At 24.8% G+C, this 18,514-nt stretch carries 19 protein-coding genes and 1 pseudogene; 17 read left to right on the plus strand and 3 right to left on the minus strand.

Features of this window, described 5'->3' with window-relative positions; translation table 11 throughout:
* Window positions 1-41: 41 nt before the first annotated feature.
* The 6 genes from ACYUET_RS03530 (at window position 42) to ACYUET_RS03555 (ending at window position 3,775) form a co-directional block, all read left to right on the plus strand.
* Window positions 42-224, plus strand: coding sequence for a hypothetical protein (locus ACYUET_RS03530; protein WP_460277864.1), 183 nt, complete (start codon window positions 42-44; stop codon window positions 222-224).
* A gap of 17 nt (window positions 225-241) precedes the next feature.
* Window positions 242-544 carry a hypothetical protein gene (locus tag ACYUET_RS03535; protein ID WP_460277865.1) on the plus strand — a complete coding sequence of 101 codons (303 nt, stop codon included), beginning with the start codon at window positions 242-244 and terminating at the stop codon, window positions 542-544.
* A gap of 12 nt (window positions 545-556) precedes the next feature.
* Complete coding sequence (locus ACYUET_RS03540; protein ID WP_460277866.1) at window positions 557-865, plus strand: peptidase associated/transthyretin-like domain-containing protein; 309 nt, start codon at window positions 557-559, stop codon at window positions 863-865.
* A 31-nt stretch (window positions 866-896) separates the two neighbouring features.
* Window positions 897-1,196: a hypothetical protein gene (locus ACYUET_RS03545; protein ID WP_460277867.1), complete on the plus strand. Its 300-nt coding sequence runs from the start codon at window positions 897-899 to the stop codon at window positions 1,194-1,196.
* 74 nt (window positions 1,197-1,270) lie between these two features.
* Complete coding sequence (locus tag ACYUET_RS03550; RefSeq protein ID WP_460277868.1) at window positions 1,271-2,317, plus strand: nucleotidyltransferase family protein; 1,047 nt, start codon at window positions 1,271-1,273, stop codon at window positions 2,315-2,317.
* A 189-nt stretch (window positions 2,318-2,506) separates the two neighbouring features.
* Window positions 2,507-3,775 (plus strand): cadherin-like beta sandwich domain-containing protein, encoded by a 1,269-nt coding sequence (locus tag ACYUET_RS03555; protein ID WP_460277869.1) that lies wholly within the window; start codon window positions 2,507-2,509, stop codon window positions 3,773-3,775.
* Between the two features lie 102 nt (window positions 3,776-3,877).
* On the opposite strand, the gene ACYUET_RS03560 is transcribed toward ACYUET_RS03555, so the two are convergent.
* Window positions 3,878-4,213: a hypothetical protein gene (locus tag ACYUET_RS03560; protein ID WP_460277870.1), complete on the minus strand. Its 336-nt coding sequence runs from the start codon at window positions 4,211-4,213 to the stop codon at window positions 3,878-3,880.
* Window positions 4,214-4,655: 442 nt separating this feature from the next.
* Here ACYUET_RS03560 and ACYUET_RS03565 point away from each other — a divergent pair, with 442 nt between their 5' ends.
* On the plus strand, window positions 4,656-5,309 hold the full coding sequence (locus ACYUET_RS03565) for an HAD family hydrolase (RefSeq protein ID WP_460277871.1): 654 nt from the start codon (window positions 4,656-4,658) through the stop codon (window positions 5,307-5,309).
* Window positions 5,310-5,357: 48 nt separating this feature from the next.
* Here ACYUET_RS03565 and ACYUET_RS03570 read toward each other — a convergent pair whose 3' ends face one another.
* Window positions 5,358-5,720, minus strand: coding sequence for a C-GCAxxG-C-C family (seleno)protein (locus tag ACYUET_RS03570; protein WP_460277872.1), 363 nt, complete (start codon window positions 5,718-5,720; stop codon window positions 5,358-5,360).
* A gap of 421 nt (window positions 5,721-6,141) precedes the next feature.
* On the opposite strand from ACYUET_RS03570, the pseudogene ACYUET_RS03575 reads away from it, so the two are divergent.
* The 6 genes and pseudogenes from ACYUET_RS03575 to ACYUET_RS03600 all read left to right on the plus strand — a co-directional run bounded on the left by ACYUET_RS03575 (window position 6,142) and on the right by ACYUET_RS03600 (window position 12,757).
* Window positions 6,142-6,459: pseudogene (locus tag ACYUET_RS03575) on the plus strand (nucleotide pyrophosphohydrolase).
* 261 nt (window positions 6,460-6,720) lie between these two features.
* Entirely contained in the window at window positions 6,721-8,127 is a 1,407-nt protein-coding gene (locus tag ACYUET_RS03580) for an amino acid permease (protein WP_460277873.1), read from the plus strand.
* Between the two features lie 215 nt (window positions 8,128-8,342).
* Window positions 8,343-8,999 carry an NAD(P)/FAD-dependent oxidoreductase gene (locus tag ACYUET_RS03585; protein WP_460277874.1) on the plus strand — a complete coding sequence of 219 codons (657 nt, stop codon included), beginning with the start codon at window positions 8,343-8,345 and terminating at the stop codon, window positions 8,997-8,999.
* A gap of 349 nt (window positions 9,000-9,348) precedes the next feature.
* Window positions 9,349-10,770 carry a PTS transporter subunit EIIC gene (locus ACYUET_RS03590; RefSeq protein ID WP_460277875.1) on the plus strand — a complete coding sequence of 474 codons (1,422 nt, stop codon included), beginning with the start codon at window positions 9,349-9,351 and terminating at the stop codon, window positions 10,768-10,770.
* Between the two features lie 369 nt (window positions 10,771-11,139).
* Complete coding sequence (locus ACYUET_RS03595; protein ID WP_460277876.1) at window positions 11,140-11,766, plus strand: DUF47 domain-containing protein; 627 nt, start codon at window positions 11,140-11,142, stop codon at window positions 11,764-11,766.
* Window positions 11,759-12,757: an inorganic phosphate transporter gene (locus ACYUET_RS03600; protein WP_460277877.1), complete on the plus strand. Its 999-nt coding sequence runs from the start codon at window positions 11,759-11,761 to the stop codon at window positions 12,755-12,757. The genes ACYUET_RS03595 and ACYUET_RS03600 overlap by 8 nt, the downstream gene beginning before the upstream one ends.
* Window positions 12,758-12,931: 174 nt before the next feature.
* On the opposite strand, the gene ACYUET_RS03605 is transcribed toward ACYUET_RS03600, so the two are convergent.
* Entirely contained in the window at window positions 12,932-13,537 is a 606-nt protein-coding gene (locus ACYUET_RS03605; RefSeq protein ID WP_460277878.1) for a hypothetical protein, read from the minus strand.
* Between the two features lie 484 nt (window positions 13,538-14,021).
* On the opposite strand from ACYUET_RS03605, the gene ACYUET_RS03610 reads away from it, so the two are divergent.
* The 4 genes from ACYUET_RS03610 to ACYUET_RS03625 all read left to right on the plus strand — a co-directional run bounded on the left by ACYUET_RS03610 (window position 14,022) and on the right by ACYUET_RS03625 (window position 18,338).
* Window positions 14,022-14,366 carry a phenylpyruvate tautomerase MIF-related protein gene (locus tag ACYUET_RS03610; protein ID WP_460277879.1) on the plus strand — a complete coding sequence of 115 codons (345 nt, stop codon included), beginning with the start codon at window positions 14,022-14,024 and terminating at the stop codon, window positions 14,364-14,366.
* 172 nt (window positions 14,367-14,538) lie between these two features.
* Window positions 14,539-15,267 (plus strand): PocR ligand-binding domain-containing protein, encoded by a 729-nt coding sequence (locus ACYUET_RS03615; protein WP_460277880.1) that lies wholly within the window; start codon window positions 14,539-14,541, stop codon window positions 15,265-15,267.
* Window positions 15,268-15,280: 13 nt separating this feature from the next.
* Window positions 15,281-17,317 carry an ATP-binding protein gene (locus ACYUET_RS03620; protein WP_460277881.1) on the plus strand — a complete coding sequence of 679 codons (2,037 nt, stop codon included), beginning with the start codon at window positions 15,281-15,283 and terminating at the stop codon, window positions 17,315-17,317.
* 85 nt (window positions 17,318-17,402) lie between these two features.
* A complete protein-coding gene (locus ACYUET_RS03625) occupies window positions 17,403-18,338 on the plus strand; it encodes a response regulator (protein ID WP_460277882.1) in 936 nt (311 codons plus the stop codon).
* The last annotated feature ends 176 nt before the right edge of the window (window positions 18,339-18,514 follow it).

The raw sequence follows: 18,514 nt of genomic DNA on the forward strand, positions 1-18,514 counted from the left end.
GATAATATTAGAGAAGTATTTAAATAGAGGAGGAACAGTATATGGCAGAGATAAAAATAGATGGTGAAATCTATAAGGAAATGAAAATTAAAAATTTAATAGTTGATGGTAAAGAGCAATGTGGATTTGTATTATCAGCTGATCAACTTGCAGGTAAAAGTGAATTACACGTAACTATAGAAGCGGAACCAGATATTGAAACTCCTAAAGAATTAGAACAATAAGTAGTGGATTTAATATAATGAAAAATAAAACTTCAATAGTTTTGTATGGCTATGAGTTAATGTGTGAAGAAAATTTAAATATTGATATAGTTATTACAAATAGAAAAGCAAGTATTGTTAAAGGAATTATATATAATGAAAAGCATGAACCAGCAGTTGGGGCAGTTATTGAGACAAAGGAATTCAATCCATACATTAAAAAGTATAGAATACTAGGATATTTTTTTACTAACAATAAAGGAGAATATGCATTTTTATTAAGACCAATTTATGGAATGTATTATGAATTTTCTATATATTCTCCTTTATATAGTTTATAGAGGGTGAAATATTTGAGTTCATATAAAGAAATATTAATAAGTCCAATGGAATTAAAAAATAGCACAATATTAAATAAAAGAATTATTATAAAAAAATCTACAGATGTTCTTGTAATGGGAACGGTATTAGATAGATTAAAAAGCCCCATAGTTAATGCTGTAATATCTATTAAAGAAATAAATAATAGATATTATCCGCCATTAATTAACTCATATGGATATATAATTACAAATACTAATGGAGAATATGCTGTTTTATTACCATCGAATTATAAAATTGATTATATATTAGATGTATATGAACCAATAATTAAAGATTAATTATAATATGTTCTAAGAATATGAGGTTATTATGAGAGAATTTAATTGTTGTCCAAATGTGTTACTTAGAGGGTGTGTGTACTATGAAGATATGACACCTGTTATAGATGCCTTAGTAATATTAGAAACAGTGTTATCAAAAAAAGAAACAATATATACGAATTATAAATCGCAAAATAAAGGTGATTTTTATTGTATTAGTAGTACAACAAATAGTTTTGGTGAATTTTGTTTTCCTATATTTGATATAAATCATTACTATAAAATAAAGATTTTTGAAAATAACCAGATAAAAAGTTTAGAAAGTAAGAAAGTCTTTATAGAAATATAGTATAAAAAGGAACTGATAATCAGTTTCTTTTTTCTCTATATAAATAACATTTTAATTGAAGAAGGGGAGTTCTTATGGATATAAGTAATCTTTTAGTAAATAAAAATATATCAATAAGACAAGGTATTAACACATTAGATAAAACAGGTAAAAAAATTATAGTAGTTGTCGAAGATAAGAAGTTAATTGGTGTAGTAACAGATGGTGATATTAGAAGATGGATATTAAAAAATGGGGATGTATCAATATCAATAGATAATATAATGAATAAGTCGCCAAAGTATTTATCAATAGAAAACAAAAATAGTGTTGAAAAATTAATGAAACAGTACAAAATTGAAGCAATTCCTATAATAAATAATGAGAATGAAGTTGTTGATATAATATTTTGGAATGATCTTTATGAAAATCAGTTTAGTTATTTTAAAACTAATAATATTCCAGTAATTATAATGGCAGGAGGGAAAGGAACTAGATTACAACCTTATACAAAAATTATTCCTAAAATGCTATTACCAATAGGAGATATTCCTATTATAGAAAGAATAATAGAGAAATTTTTAGGTTTTAATTTTAACAATTTTTATATAACAATTAATTATAAAAAAGATATAATTAAAGCATATTTTAGCAAAGAGGTTTCTTATAATATATCATTTATCGAAGAAAATAAACCACTAGGTACAGCTGGAAGTTTATTTTTATTAAAAGATACTATAAAAGATACTTTTTTTGTAAGTAATTGTGATATATTGGTTGATGCAAATTATTCTGACATATTAAAGTTTCATAAAAAATGTGAAAATAAAATTACTGTAATCACGGCATTAAAGAATTATGTTATACCATATGGTGTTTTTAATTTAAATGATGATGGAAGTATTAAATCTTTAGATGAAAAACCTAATTATGAATTTTTAGTGAATACAGGAATGTATATATTAGAGCCAGAAATTCTTCAATATATTGATGAAAACAGTTATTGTAATATGACAGAACTTATAGATAAATCTTTATCAAAAAATGATAAGGTGGGAATATATCCAGTAACTGATGGTGCATGGCTTGACATGGGTGAATTTGAATCTATGAAAAATATGGTTGATAAATTAAATGTTTAATCTAGAGAGAATTAGAAGAAGTTTTATAGAAACATTATTAGTAGTGTTTAATATAAAAAATATTACTGGAAATTAAAATTTCCAGTAATATTAAAACTAAATAAATAATTAAGAAATTATTAAGCCTATATGAATTCACAATTATTTTATTAAATGGTAAAATAATATATATTATTTGGAGGAATAATTATGAATAAAAATACTAAACGTATAATTGCATCAATAATTATAGTTAATACATTTAATATATTTATGCCACGAAGCTATTCTAATTTAATACATACTAAGACAGTATATGCAAGTGAAATAGATAATGATATTTCACTTGGATTAAAAGAGCCGTTTTTTATAGATGGAAATATGGCACAAGAGCTTAATATATTTCTTAGTCAAAGCTTTAGTGATAGAAATTTATATATTATAACTGTAAGTAAATCATTAAGTAAAGTTACACTTAAATGTACATCTAATAAAGAAAATTCAAAGATCACAATTGATGGACAAACAATAACAGAAAACAGTATTAAAAATGAGATATATGAAAAACAAGTTACTTTAGGTAAAAGCAAAAATGTATTTAATATAAGATTTGAAAATAAGAATGGCACTGTAAATAATTATAAAGCTGTTATATATCAGAAAGATGATATAAAACTTAACAAAACTGAAGATATTAAGTTGAAAAATATTATTTTAAACGATGGGGATATTGAATTTGAATTAGATAAAAATAAAAAAGATAATTACTATTATTTAGATTTAGATAACTCTATTAAAAATATTTCAATTAAAGTGGAACCAGAAAATGTTAAAGATATAGTAAGAATAAATGGTGTTATAATAGAACCAACATTTGAAAGAAAAATTTCTTTAGATTCAGAACTGAAAGAAATAGAAATAGAAGTTCAAGATTCTAAAAATATTAATCGTAGAAATACATATATTTTAAATGTACAACCTAAATATAATCAATGGTTTAATGAGGATGGAAATCTTTATAGATATGATTCAAATGGAAAACTTATTATGAATGATTGGTATATTGAAAAAACAAATTCAAATGAAAATTGGTATTACTTTGGGAATGACGGTACTGCTACTAAAGGATGGTTATATAATAATAATTGGTATCACTTTGGTGATGATGGTATTATGGAAAAAGGTTGGAAGTATATAAACGGAATTTGGTATTATTTTGATGAAAATGGTGAAATGAGAACAGGATGGTTAAAATATAATAATACTTGGTATTATCTACAATCATCAGGAGCAATGAAAATAGGATGGTTAAATGATAATGGAGTTTGGTATTACATGAGTTCATTAGGAGCGATGAAAATAGGATGGTTAAAAGATAAAGATAATACTTGGTATTATTTAAATACTCATGGAGAAATGGTTAAAAGCACTATTGTAGATGGTTATGTACTAGGTTCAAATGGGGCATATATAAAATAAGATTAATTTATTATTGATTAAAAAAACAATCAAGGATATAGAATAAATAGTGTAATATTTAAATATACTATTTATTCTATATTTTTTATTTAGTAAATAATTTTAATTTTTTTGCTTAGTTGCTATACTAATAAAAAGGAAGGCAAAGATAAGAGAAATAAGTGACCATATTCTTAAATCAGAATGTAAAGGAGAATTTAAGCATCCTATAACACCACCAATAATATAAAAGCAAGCAGACGCAATAGAGAAAGATTTAGATTTTCTATCTATAATACCAATTATTCCTCCTATTAGCATAAATAAGGCAAGGACAAATTCAACACCTCCATTAGTACCATTAAAAGTATCTTCAAGTCCTATGGCACATGATTGAAATGCAATAATTATAACAAATATGAGAGAAAGGGTTCCGAGTATTAATTTCAAAGTTTTCATAAAACACCTCTTCATATAATTTATCTAGAAATTTTATAAAAATTACTTAGCTTAATATTAAAATATATCTATACTGTAAAATATTATATTGAAGAGGTAAATGTACCATAAAATAATATAAATCATAATTTAAAAAATACATTTTATATTTTAAAATAGTTTTGATGTTGCAGTATAAAATTGATTTATAAAAATTGAAAAGTAAACTAGATTCATATATTTATTGATTAAATTAAAAAATAAAATATTGTAATTATATTATAATACTTAATTAAGTTATAAGAATAAGCACTATATGATAAAAATTATAAAGTATACTATATTAAATGACTTTGTATTATAATGATAAATATGTATAATTTATTAATTTAATTTTAAACAGGATAAAAAAACTATATATTATTAAAGATGTGATAAAGATTTAAGTTTACGGAGGAAAAATATGAAAAAAATAGAAGCGGTGTTGTTTGATATGGATGGAGTTATATTTGATACAGAAAGGATTTATTTGGAAATTTGGACAAGTGTTTTTAATAAATATGGGTATAAAATGACTAAAGATGTTTATGTAACTGTAATGGGAAGAGGGCGTGAAAATGTTATTAAGACTTTTATAGATATATATGGGAATGACTTGCCAATAATGAAAATGTATGATGAAAAAGATGAATTATTATTACAAATTATAGATGCAGGAGAAGTCCCTATAAAACCTGGTGCTATTGAAATAATCAAGTCTTTAAAGGAAAATGGATATAAGGTAGCTCTTGCAACTTCAGCTAAAAGAAATAGATTAGATAAACAATTGAAAATTGGTGATATTAAAGATATATTTGATGCAATAGTTTGTGGAGATGACGTAACAAATGCAAAACCAGATCCAGAGATATTTTTAGATGCGGCCCAAAAACTTTCTGTAAGTCCTAAAAAATGTATTGTTATAGAAGATTCACCTGCAGGGATAAAGGCAGCTTATAATGCTAATATGGTTGGTTTACATGTGGAAGATTTAAAAAAATCTGATGAAGAAATAAAGAAATATTGTAATAGAAGTTTTGGAAATTTATTTGAAATTAAAGAATATTTAAAAATATAGGTGGGGTCTCCACCTATATTTTTTTTATAAAATTATAAAAAATAAATTTTATTTTTCTAATACACTTACTAATGTATTATAAGAAAAATCTACTATTTCGGCACAACTAATTTTATTTGCTTTTAATTCCTTACATATTTCAGTAGTATAGTTTTCTTTAATTTTTGTTATAAATTCTTTAGAATAATTCCTAGCCATGTTATTTTCATTATTACTGTTTCTACCTTTTAAATAACCTATTACTAAAATTCCAGCATTTATAGCACCACAAAGACTTCCTACTGTTAATCCAGCTCCCATACCACTACCTAGTCCAAGTGGAATATTTTCATTAAAGTTTTCATTATATGATTTTATTAAAGATTCTGCACAATTATATCCTTGACTAAGATATTCTGACGGACGTGTCATAAAAATCGCTCCTTATAAAATTATTTTTATTATTGGCTATACTTTAAAATAGTATTTATATTATAGTACAAAGTTGATTAAAAGATAGACCAATACATTAATCTTATCATATTTTTAACATAAAAATAGGTGATTTTATCACATATTGTTAATAAAAAAAATAAAATAAACTTAAAATTATGTTAATATATAGATAAATTTATATTATATAAGTTCAAATAAAGTTTGTGTATTAATATAAATCTTAAAATATTATAAATCTTATAAATCTTATAATTCACCAGTAGAGTGAGAAAGTTATATAGAAAATCTATAATGTATATATAATTAACCAGATATTGTTAATTAAAGATATAGATGTATTAGCTTGATTAGAACTTATATTATAGTGAAAATAAAAAGAGAAAGAGTGAAATGAAATATGAAAGAAACAATAGAACGAATTAAAAAGTTTAGAGATGATAGAGAATGGAAACAATTCCACTCATTAGCTAATCTTTCTAAAGCAATTTCGATTGAATCTTCTGAAATTTTAGAAAATTTTTTATAGAATGAAGTAGATTATGATAAAGAAAATGTATTAGAAGAACTAGCTGATGTTATGATTTACTGTATATATATGGCAAATTATTTAAATGTTGATTTAGAAAAAATTATAAATAGTAAAATGAATAAAAACGAAAAGAAATATCCAATTGAAAAGTCTAAAGGGAACATGAAAAAATATACTGAATTATAAAAGTTAATAAAATACTAAAATTTATACATATTATCTTGTATGAAAAATACATATAAGATAATATGTATTTCACTAGTGATAATGTTGAAATTTATTTTATATATAAAAAATGTGTTATATATTTTTATTGTTATATTTAAATATAAAATAAAATATGAAAAATAAAAAAAGCAATACCTATTTTGTCGAACACATATACAAAGACAAGCATATACGTTATTATTTAAAGGAAAATATTAAAAAATATGGAAGGGGAATGTTATGTCAGAGAATAAAGATAAAAAGATTGTTTGGTATACTCTAGCTTTTATGGCTTTTTCAGCAGTCTGGGGTTTTGGTAATGTTGTTAATGGTTTTTCAGAATATAATGGTCTTAAAGCAATTGTTTCTTGGATCATAATTTTTGCCATTTATTTTGTACCTTATGCTTTAATGGTAGGAGAATTAGGATCAGCATTTAAAGATCATGGTGGTGGAGTAAGTTCATGGATTCATGAGACTATAGGACCTAAACTTGCATATTATGCTGGATGGACATATTGGGTAGTTCATATGCCTTATATTTCACAAAAACCTTCAAATGTCATGATAGCAACAAGTTGGGCTATTTTTCAAGATAAAAGGATTAGTTCAATGAATCCTAAAATTATGCAATTAATTTGCTTAATAATTTTTTTAGTTGGACTTTATATTGCGTCAAAGGGCTTAAATCCATTGAAAAAACTGGCAACGTTTGCAGGCACGTCAATGTTTGTAATGTCTATTTTATTTATTGTTTTAATGATAGCAGCACCAGCAATTACAGATGCACATTTAAATTCTATTGATTGGTCTGTTAAAACATTTATGCCAACCTTTGATACGAAATTTTTTACTAGTTTAGCTATTTTAGTATTTGCAGTTGGAGGATGTGAAAAAATATCACCTTATGTTAATCAGATGGAAAATCCAGAAAAAGGTTTTTCAAAAGGAATGATTGCCTTAGCAATTATGGTTGCTGTATGTGCAATTTTAGGTACAGTTTCACTTGGAATGATGTTTGATTCAAATAATGTACCTAAAGATTTAATGACAAATGGTGCATATTATGCATTTCAAAAGTTAGGTGAATATTATCATTTAGGAAATTTATTTGTAATTATATATGCAATTACAAACCTTATAGGGCAATTTTCAGTTTTAATTATATCAATTGATGCACCTTTACGTATGTTACTTGATAGTGCGGATAAACGTTTTATTCCTGAAAAAATGTTTATAAAAAATAAATATGGATCATATACAAATGGGAATAAACTTATTTTAATTATTGTTTCAATTTTAATAATAATACCAGCTTTTGGAATCGGAAGTGTAGATGAACTAGTAAAGTGGTTAGTAAAATTAAATGCTGTATGTATGCCTCTTCGTTATTTATGGGTGTTTGCCGCATATATTGCACTTAAAAAAGCAGGACAAAAGTTTAATAGAGAATATTATTTTGTAAAAAATGATATGCTAGGTATTATTCTAGGTGCATGGTGTTTTGCATTTACTGCTTTTGCATGTATTGGTGGTATGTATTCTACTGATTTGTTTAAATTATTACTTAATATTGTAACACCATTTATATTAATTAGTTTGGGGTTAATTATGCCTTATCTTGCAAAAAAGAATAATAAACAATAATTTAAGTTTAAATTTAATTAGAATTTATATTTTAAAAATTCATCACTTTTTAGTGATGAATTTTTGTATTATTTAGAGAATTATAAAAATTTAAATAACTGGATAACTTATATTAAAATGTATTTTATATAAAGTAAATATATATAATTTAAAAAATGATTTTATAATAAACAGATATTAATGCTAATATGTAATGTTTAATAGGAGGAAAGAAAATGGATTTTGGAAATCTTCAAAAAATAACAAACGGAAAAAGGAAATATGCAATAACACCATATATTCCAGGTGGATTTATTACTACAGATGCTATGCAGAAGATTGTTGATGTAGCCAAAAAATTTAATGGAGTAATAAAGATAACATCCGGACAAAGAATATTAATAACAAATCTTAAAGAAGAAGATTTGCCCAACATATGGGGGGAACTTGATATGGAACCAGCAGTAAAAAGTCAAAATTCAGTAAAGAATGTTGAGATGTGTCCAGCTGGCTTTTGTAAAAGATCAAAATATAATACGATTAGTACTGGAATGAAACTTTTAAATAAATATAAGTGGAAAGAAATGCCTTGCAGAACTAAGATAGGAGTGGCAGGTTGTAGAAATGCTTGTGGAAGTGTGTATAGCAAAGATGTTGGAGTGATTGCAGATAAAACTGGATTTATTGTAACAGCTGGAGGATCAGCTGGATATAATCCGAGAATGGCAGATATTATTGCTAGAGATTTAACAGAGAAGCAAGCATTAGAGTTAGTAGATAATATTTTTACATATTATAAAAAACATGCAGATGCTGGAGAAAAATTAGGTTTTTTTATTGATAGAATTGGATTGGGAAATTTTTTCAAAGAAGTAACTATATCTGTTATATAAAAGTTTATAAGTGATACATATTATAAAACATATAACATAATTAAACGTGTAAAAAATAAAATACAACTTAAAAATAAATATTTTACCTAAGGATTCCTTACTAATGATAATATCTATAATTTCTATTAATATAATAAAGCTATTGATTTAAATCAATAGCTTTATTATATTAAGACAAAATTAATTGAAATAATATTTCAAAATAAAATAGTTGAAAGTGAAATATTAATGACATATATTAAAAAACTTTTAATAAAAATGTATTAGATAAGTAATTGAAAATTGTTAAAGATAATACAAAATTTTGGTATGAAATTTATGGATATTACTATATAGAAAGGAGTTATTTATGAATTATAAAAGAATTGCAAAGGAAGTTTTAATTGCTGTAGGTGGAAGAGAGAATGTTTTGAGTAATGCAACTTGCATGACAAGACTTCGCATTAGTATTAAAGATTATTCGAAGGTCGATTTTGAAAGTATTAAGAAAATAGAAGGGGTTATGGGGATCGTCGAATCAGATAATTTACAAGTAGTATTTGGTCCAGGAAAAGTAACAAAAGTGGGGACAGAATTTTCTGAATTAACAGGTATTATGTTAGGAATTTCGGATGAAATAAAAGCAGAAGATCTTGCCAAAGTAAACAAATCATCAAATAAGTCAAAGCAAACACATCCATTACAAGTATTTTTAAGAAAAATTGCAAATATTTTTGTACCTTTACTTCCAGGAATAATTGCTGCAGGTTTAATAAATGGAATTACAAATGTTATAAATGTTTCTACTCATGGATCATTAAGTGGACAATGGTGGTATGAATGTATACGAACTATGGGATGGGCGCTTTTTTTCTATTTGCCTGTTCTTGTTGGAATGAATGCAGCTAAAGAATTTAAAGGCTCAGCAGTATTAGGAGCAATAGCAGGAGCTATGTCTATTTCAAATGCAGCTATGCCTTTATTAGCTAAATATGGAGATAACCAAGTGATTCTTCCTTTTACAAAATCAGTATTTAATCCATCAGCAGGTGGACTATTAGCAGCTCTTATTAGTGGTATGTTTTTTGCATTTTTAGAACGTAAAATTCGAAAAATAATACCAGATATACTTGAAACATTCCTTACACCATTATTAACAGTTATTTTTGGTGGCATAGTAACATTATTAGTCTTACAACCAGTAGGTGCAGGATTAACAGTGGGAATTTTTGGAGGATTGAATTTTATATATGAAAAATTAGGTGTAATTGGTGGGTATATATTATCAGCAGGATTTTTACCATTAGTAGCAGTTGGATTACATCAAGCATTGACTCCAATACATGCAATGTTAAATGACCCTAATGGAGCTACACAAGGAATAAATTATTTATTACCTATACTTATGATGGCTGGAGGAGGTCAAGTAGGTGCAGGATTTGCATTATATTTGAAAACAAAGAATAAACGTTTAAAACAATTAACTAGAGATTCATTACCAGTTGGAATATTAGGAATTGGTGAACCAATGATGTATGCAGTAACACTTCCACTTGGAAAACCATTTGTTACCGCATGCTTAGGTGCAGGAGTGGGCGGAATATTAGCTTCTTTATTTCATTTAGGCACAGTATCACAAGGTGTGTCTGGATTATTTGGATTGTTAATAGTTGTACCAGGAACTCAACTTTATTATATTATTGCTATGGTTGGGGCATATGTAGGTGGATTTATATTAACATATTTATTTGGTGTTGATGAAAAAAGAATTAATGAAATTTACGGAAAGTAAGTTTAACTTTTATTTAGAATGTTTTAGAGGATTTGAATTTAAAAGATTATATCTTAATAAGAAGAATAATGTGAATGTTAGAGTAAAATTACTACTTCGAAACATTTAAATTATATTGCTGGTAGAATTGAAGTTAGTTTTATTTGAATGTAAAACTATATTTTATATTCATACTGAAAAGAAATCTAGAATTTAGAGGGTTAAATTAGACTCTCTAAATTTTTTCTTTAGTATATTTAAGTTAATTTTATGTTAAGTTTTTTAAAAATAGTTTAAATTTTTATATAAATAGAATATACTTAAACTGTAATTTTTTAGTTTAACATGAAATACAAAGTATGTTTATATTTTATAAGGAGATGCTATAAAATGTTTAACTTTAACAAAAAAGAAGATAAATTTTACGTTTTACTCTCAAAAATGGGTAAATACACAAATAATGGAGGGATACTTTTAAGAGAAAGCTTAGAGGCTTTACATGATAAAGACACTCATGTAAAAAAAATTGAAGATTTAGAGCATAAAGGAGATCAATTAGTACATGATATAATTAAAGAATTAAATGAAGCATTTATAACGCCTATAGATAGGGAAGATATATATGCAATCGTTAAGGAAATGGATAATATATTAGATTCAATTAACTCAACTATACATAGATTTGTAATGTTTAATATTAATGAAGGCACAGAAGCGTGCAAATATTTAGCTGATAAGATAGTACAGGCCACTGAAGAAATTTTAGGGTTAATACAAGAACTTACTTTAATAGGAAATAAATCAAATAGTATAAATAAAAGATTAAAAAGAATAGATGAAATTGAAGATGAAGCTGATATTTTATTTAGAAAAACAGTAGAAAAATTATTTAAAGATGAAACAGATGCTTTGACTGTTATGAAATGGAAAGAAATATATCAAATTTTAGAAAATACTATTGATACATGTGAAAGAGTTGGAAACATTATAGAGGGAGTTGTCATGAAGAATGCATAGTACTATGGCTATAACAATATTTATAGTAATTTTGGTATTAATATTTGATTTTATAAATGGATTCCATGATACAGCTACAGCAGTTGCAACATCAATTAGTACAAGAGCACTTACACCTAAAAATGCTATACTAATATGTGCTATATTTAATTTTATAGGTGCATTTACAGGAACAGCAGTTGCTAAAACTGTAGGAGATAATATTGTAAGTCATACTTCTATACCTCAATGGGTTATAATGGGTGTATTACTTTCAGCTATAATATGGAATTTAATTACATGGTATTTCGGTATTCCAAGTAGTTCATCACATGCATTAATAGGAGCGTTAGTGGGTGGAGGGATAGCTTATACCTGTACATTGGATGTAGTTAACTGGTATAATTTATTTCATAGTGTAATATTATGGTTATTCATTTCTCCAGTTATAGGTTTTGTAGTAGGTTATATAATAATGATGTTACTTAATAAAATTTTAAGACCATTTAAACTTCATGTAGTAAATAAACTATTTTTAAAACTTCAAATCGTTGCAGGAGCATTTATGGCATTAAATCATGGTGGAAACGATGCTCAAAAATCTATGGGAATAATAACTATGTCTTTATTAAGTGGTGGATTTATTAGTACTTTTGATGTTCCTACATGGGTTATAGTGGCTTGTGCATTAGCTATGACACTTGGAACTTCACTAGGTGGAAAAAAGATTATAAAAACTATGGGAAGTGGAATGGCAAAGTTAACACCAGTAAATGGTTTTGCAGCTCAAACAGGTGCTGCGGCAGTAATATTATCTGCTACTTTGTTTCATGCACCAGTAAGTACAACACATATAATTTCAACAACAATAATGGGTGTTGGCGCATCTAAAAGAATGAAATCAGTAAAATGGGGAATTGCTAAGAATATAGTTTGGGCATGGGTTTTAACAATTCCAATAACAGCATTTATTGCAGCAATCATAGTATTTATAGGAAAGATATTTTTATAATTTAAAAATTGTACATAAGTAAAATCGATGTAAGTTAAATTTTCTATTTTAGTATAGAGGTTGATTTATATTGTAAATTTAAAAATAATTATTAAGAGTTAGTAGAATTTTAATAATTAAAATAAAAACCAAAAGTCATGTAATAGTATAGAAACTAATACATGACTTTTTATTTTAATTATCTTTTTTATTTGGAGTACCTAAAAGAAATCCAACACATCCTGAAACGAAGTCTCTCATTTGAGTTAAACTTGCTAAAGAAATTTGATTTAGATCAGTAAAATTTCTTGCTATTATTATTACAATTAATGAAATCACACCTATTATAGTAGCGATTATAATTTGTTGATTACTAGTTTCTTGCTCTGTTAAATTTTCATTTAAAGAATTTTTAAGATCTATTTTATCTTTAATTTCATTAGATGATTCTATATTGTTAGATGTGAATTCTATGCCGTTTTGAGGTATATTTAGTAAATTGGGGGAATTTGTATTATTTAAATTTGGAGTAGCTTCATTAGAAGTTGTATCATTTTTAAGAGTTGAATTTTTGTTATTTTCAGATTTTTTTATAAAGTTAGCACTTAAAAAATATCCAAAAATAGCTGCTGCTGTTGTTCTAATAACTACATCAATATTATTAGTATTTTTCGAAATCACTTCATTTGAAAATAAGTTATATATTAATTGCAACATAAGAATAGTCATAAATATTATAAGACATCTATCGATTAAAGCAATTTTTTTTAATGATTTTAATAGCTTACGAATCTTATTCATTGCTATTCACCTCTATAATAAAATAAATATATTATATTTATTTTATAAAATTTATCTTAAGTTTTAAAAATTTTCTTATTTAAATATATTTATTATATTTATTATATTAAGAGAATTTAAAAATTGTTACATATTTATAAAAAATGTTGAGGTTATGATACCAAATTGAAATATATAAGTTTTAATAAAGCTTGCGCATTAATATGAATCTTAAAATAGTTATAAATGTTATAACTGAACACTATAGTGAGGAATTTATATAAAAAATTTATGATATATATGTTTCTAACTATATATTGTTAATTAACGATGTAATTTTCTATAAAAATTGTATAAAAGATTATAAATGTATTAACTTAATTAGAATATATATTAATTCATATTTTAAAGCATAATAATTTTGATGTTGTTCCTAAAATACTGATACTATATAATAATATTACAGAATAATAAGTAAGATTATAGTTGGAAAGGGGATTATTATATGCCATTTATAGGTTCTAAAATAACTATGAAAATTTCAAAAGAAAAAGAAGAAAAAATAAAGAAAAGATTAGGTGAAACAATTGAACTAGTTCCAGGGAAAAGTGAAAGATTTTTAATGATTGGGTTTGAAGATAATTATTCACTTTATTTTGGAGGAGAAAAATTAGAAAAGGGTGCATTTATAGAAGTGAAAGTATTTGGAAAGGCAAGTAAAGAAACTTTTGCAATGCTAACTAGAGAAATTAGTAATATATATGAGGAAGAATTACAAATACCTAAGAATAAAATATATGTTAAATATGAGGAGGTTGAAAATTGGGGGTGGAATGGAAGCAATTTTTAATTGTGATATAGAAGTGAAAGCAAGAACTTATTTTTAGTTCTTGCTTTTTAATTAAGCTAATTTTTTTTATTACCATCTTATCCTTTACTATTATTTGTATAATATGGTATTATTAGTGTAATTAATTTAACATAATTTATTTTACTTTTGGACATGTTTGGAGTGTGTAAAAATGAATCAAGTTAATAGCTTAAAAGGTGAAAAATGGATTAAAATAAATGGAAAAAGAAAAATTCAATCTTTTCAAGACTCTTATGCTGATTTATTTGACATCAGTTTAGGAATAGTTTCTTTAGATGGAAAATCGTTGACAGTTTGGTCTAATTCATCATTGTTTTGTAATTATATTATAAAAAACAATAATGAACGATGTAATCAAGAAAAAAAGCATATGATAGATTATGTTTTAAAAAAGCATGAAACTATTAAATATACATGTTATATGAAAATCACATATTTTGCATGTCCTATATTTTACAATAATGAATTGGTTGCTATTTGTTTTGGGGGAGGAGTTTACTTAGAAGAAAATAAGCATTTGTTAAAAGGGGAAGTGATTAAGGATATTCCTATAATAAGTGAATCTAAGTTGAATGATATTATAACATTATTGGAAAATGTATTTAATCTTATAAATATAAAGAAGGATTTGGATATTTCAGGAAGTGAAAAAAAAGAAGAGTTTAATCAAGAACTATTTTTCTTAGAAAAAAAGTTAACATTAAGAGAAATTGAAGTTGTTAAACTAATTAATTTAGGAATGACAAATAAAGAAATCTGTATGAAGTTAAATATAAGTGAAAAAACAGTAAAGACCCATGTTACTAATATTTTAAGAAAATTAAAAATGAAGGACAGACTAGAAATAGTTATTTTTTGTAAAAATAATAGTATAAAATAACTGGAGGAATGGCATGTCTATTCGTAAGAAGTGTTTAATTTTTGTATCTATAGTAGTAATTGTACCTATGATTTTAATATTATTATTATCAAATATTATTTTAAATCATCAAATAGAAAAATCTGCTCAAGGATATTTAGAAAATGCTTTTATAATTGCGCACAATCAAATGATTAATCAGTTAAACGAAATGGAAAAGATAGCAGTTAAAACTACTAAATCTTTAGAATTTCAAGAAGAGATAAAAAAAGAAGATATTGATATTATAAATAGTAATATCAATGATATAAGAAATGTATACGATTATATAGATTTTTATATGATTTTTAATGCTAATAAAAGGATACTAATAAGTGAGCCTGATATTAAAAATCATGAAATTAATAGATTAAATGAGTTGATCAATAAAGCAGAGAGTACTCATAATACTATTACATCAGAAGAGGTTTTTGAAATTTCTGATTTGTTTGATATTAATTCTGAAGAATATAATAAATTAAAAATATTAATTGGAGAAAAAGATAATAAAAGTGAATACTTAACAAAGTGTTTAGTATCTATCACTGTTTCTCCTATTTATAATAATGAAAATAATCAATCTATAGGTTTTATAATTTTAGGAGCTGTAATAAATAATAATGAATATTTTCCTAAAATATATTCAAAAAGTATTCAAAATTCATATTTGTCTATTTCAATTGATGGGATTAGAATAGCTTCAAGTATACGTAGTCCTGAAAAAGAAAATTATGTTGGGACTTCAATACCTATATCTACAAAGGCTTTAGAAGGAGAGAAAAAAGCATATTATGGTAAGAAAGAAATTGGTGGAGAAGTTCATATGTTTTTAGATAAACCGATATTAAATTGTGATGGAAATAATGTTGCTATTTTGGGTGTTGGAATACCAGAATATAAATTTTCAATTATTATGAATACACAAACTAATATTATTATTTTAGTAAGTATATCTTGCCTAATTATTATGTTAATTATTTGTAGATATGCTTCAAGAGAAATTACTATACCAATTATTAAGGCAACAGAGTTAGCTAATCAAATATCACAAGGAAATAATGAAGTAATTATAGATGAGAAGTTTTTAGAAAATGATAATAGTGAAACAACAATTTTATTAAAAGCTTTTAATAAAATGGCAGATGATTTGAAAAATGCTGAAAATATAAGAATAAAATATTTGAATAAGCTAAAAAGTAAGCAAGTTGAACAACAAAAGTTATCTAGACAATTATATGTTTTAAATGAAAGTCTAGAGGAAAAAGTAAAATTACGTACTGAGAATTTACGTGAAGCGATAATTAGTTTAAAAAAAGCTGACAAAGTTAAATCTCTTTTTTTAGCAAATATGAGTCATGAGTTAAGGACACCTTTAAGTGCAATAATTACATGTTCTGAAATATTAAAAGAAGGAATTTTTGGTTCATTAAATGAAAAACAAGAGAGACATATAATAAATATTTTAAATAGTGGTAATCATTTATTACAGTTAATTAATGACGTATTAGACATATCAAAAATTGAAGCAGGTCAAATGACGCTTACTCTAGGAGAGTATTCTATTTCAGATGTAGTGATGGAAAGCTTTTCGATTCTAAAAACTTTAGCTTATCGTAAAAATATCAATGTAAGTATAAATATTAAACCTAATAATTTTAAGATTAAAGTTGATGCAAATAAATTAAAACAAATATTATATAATTTATTATCTAATGCTATTAAATTTACTTCAGAAAACGGGGAAGTAGAAGTAGAGTTAATTAAAAATACAGAATATATGAATCTTATAGTTAAGGATAATGGAATTGGAATAAAAAAAGAGGATCAAAAGAGAATATTCAATGAATTTGAGCAGGTAGATAATTCTTATGAAAGACAATATGGAGGAACTGGACTTGGATTACCATTAACAAAAAAAATAGTTGAAATGCATGGAGGTGAAATATTCTTAATAAGTGAGATAAATAAAGGAACAAAAGTTATAGTTACATTACCGATTAATATAGTGGAAAAAATAAATAAGAAAAATTAAACCGTTATAAATTTACTTTTGGGTTATAATGAAGTTTTCATATAATAACTAATATTAAAATTATTTGATTTATGGGGATGAAAATATGGACAAGGTATTAATTGTAGATGACAATAAACAAAATTGTGAAATAATTAAAGACTTAGTATCTACATGGGGATATGATGTATATGTAGCTTTTGAAGGATTTAAAGGATTTAAAGTAGCCTGTGATATTAGGCCAGATGTAATTCTTTTAGATGTTATGTTACCAGGAATGAATGGATTTGAAACTTGTAAAAAACTAAAAGAAAATCATATAACTCAAAACATTCCTATTATAATGTTAACAGTATTAAATGAAGTTGAAGATAAAATAAGAGGATTTAATGTTGGTGCAGATGTGTTTTTATCTAAACCTATTGTTTATCAAGAATTAAAAAACAGAGTAGAATGGGCAGTGAATTTTAAAAAGTTACTGAATAATATGGAGGAGGTAGACAGTGTAACTCAAAGTTTATTAAAAATTATAAAGTTAAAAGATAAAGATTTATATATACATTCATATAAGGTAAAGAACTATTGTGAAAAAGTTGGAAAAATTTTATTTTTAACAGATGAAGAAATGAAACATTTATTAATTGGAGCATATTTACATGATATAGGGAAAATTTTTTCAACAGTATCTTTTGAACATGTAGAAATAGGGGAAGAGATTCTTTCTACATTAAATATGTATGAATGGTTAAAAATTTTAATTAGAAACCATCATGAAAAAATGAATGGACAGGGGTTCCCAGATGGCTTGATTTCAAATCAAATGTCATTAGAGTTAAAAATTCTAATTACAGTAAATAGATTTCTACAGCTTTTGGAAAAGTTTAAGAATGAAGAATTTAGTATAAATGAACTAACTAAAGAATGTGAAATGGGATATTGGAGTAAAGAAGTCTTAAATGCTATAAAACAAGTTTTAGAAGATGAACGATTTATTAATAGTATAAACTATAATCAAAAAGTAAATAAAAAATGTCTTAAATAACTTTATGATTTTTGATTTTATAATTTATCTTTTAAAATTGTATCTAATAAAATAAGAATGTGTACAACCAAAGTTGTACACATTCTTATTTTATAGGTCTTAATTACAACTTTAGATTAATTATATCTTATTGGTAAGTTACATACATTTTAATATAAAAGAACAATTATTACGTA

It is taken from the genome of Clostridium sp. CTA-5, assembly GCF_054768135.1.

What these genes read in the sequence shown, in the direction of transcription:
- ACYUET_RS03580 (WP_460277873.1), top strand. Translation starts at nt 6,721, where the DNA reads ATGTCAGAGAATAAAGATAAAAAGATTGTTTGGTATACTCTAGCTTTT.
- ACYUET_RS03565 (WP_460277871.1), top strand. Translation starts at nt 4,656, where the DNA reads ATGAAAAAAATAGAAGCGGTGTTGTTTGATATGGATGGAGTTATATTT.
- ACYUET_RS03535 (WP_460277865.1), top strand. Translation starts at nt 242, where the DNA reads ATGAAAAATAAAACTTCAATAGTTTTGTATGGCTATGAGTTAATGTGT.
- ACYUET_RS03590 (WP_460277875.1), top strand. Translation starts at nt 9,349, where the DNA reads ATGAATTATAAAAGAATTGCAAAGGAAGTTTTAATTGCTGTAGGTGGA.
- ACYUET_RS03530 (WP_460277864.1), top strand. Translation starts at nt 42, where the DNA reads ATGGCAGAGATAAAAATAGATGGTGAAATCTATAAGGAAATGAAAATT.
- ACYUET_RS03615 (WP_460277880.1), top strand. Translation starts at nt 14,539, where the DNA reads ATGAATCAAGTTAATAGCTTAAAAGGTGAAAAATGGATTAAAATAAAT.
- ACYUET_RS03550 (WP_460277868.1), top strand. Translation starts at nt 1,271, where the DNA reads ATGGATATAAGTAATCTTTTAGTAAATAAAAATATATCAATAAGACAA.
- ACYUET_RS03625 (WP_460277882.1), top strand. Translation starts at nt 17,403, where the DNA reads ATGGACAAGGTATTAATTGTAGATGACAATAAACAAAATTGTGAAATA.
- ACYUET_RS03560 (WP_460277870.1), bottom strand. Translation starts at nt 4,213, where the DNA reads ATGAAAACTTTGAAATTAATACTCGGAACCCTTTCTCTCATATTTGTT.
- ACYUET_RS03555 (WP_460277869.1), top strand. Translation starts at nt 2,507, where the DNA reads ATGAATAAAAATACTAAACGTATAATTGCATCAATAATTATAGTTAAT.
- ACYUET_RS03610 (WP_460277879.1), top strand. Translation starts at nt 14,022, where the DNA reads ATGCCATTTATAGGTTCTAAAATAACTATGAAAATTTCAAAAGAAAAA.
- ACYUET_RS03605 (WP_460277878.1), bottom strand. Translation starts at nt 13,537, where the DNA reads ATGAATAAGATTCGTAAGCTATTAAAATCATTAAAAAAAATTGCTTTA.
- ACYUET_RS03570 (WP_460277872.1), bottom strand. Translation starts at nt 5,720, where the DNA reads ATGACACGTCCGTCAGAATATCTTAGTCAAGGATATAATTGTGCAGAA.
- ACYUET_RS03620 (WP_460277881.1), top strand. Translation starts at nt 15,281, where the DNA reads ATGTCTATTCGTAAGAAGTGTTTAATTTTTGTATCTATAGTAGTAATT.
- ACYUET_RS03595 (WP_460277876.1), top strand. Translation starts at nt 11,140, where the DNA reads ATGTTTAACTTTAACAAAAAAGAAGATAAATTTTACGTTTTACTCTCA.
- ACYUET_RS03585 (WP_460277874.1), top strand. Translation starts at nt 8,343, where the DNA reads ATGGATTTTGGAAATCTTCAAAAAATAACAAACGGAAAAAGGAAATAT.
- ACYUET_RS03600 (WP_460277877.1), top strand. Translation starts at nt 11,759, where the DNA reads ATGCATAGTACTATGGCTATAACAATATTTATAGTAATTTTGGTATTA.
- ACYUET_RS03545 (WP_460277867.1), top strand. Translation starts at nt 897, where the DNA reads ATGAGAGAATTTAATTGTTGTCCAAATGTGTTACTTAGAGGGTGTGTG.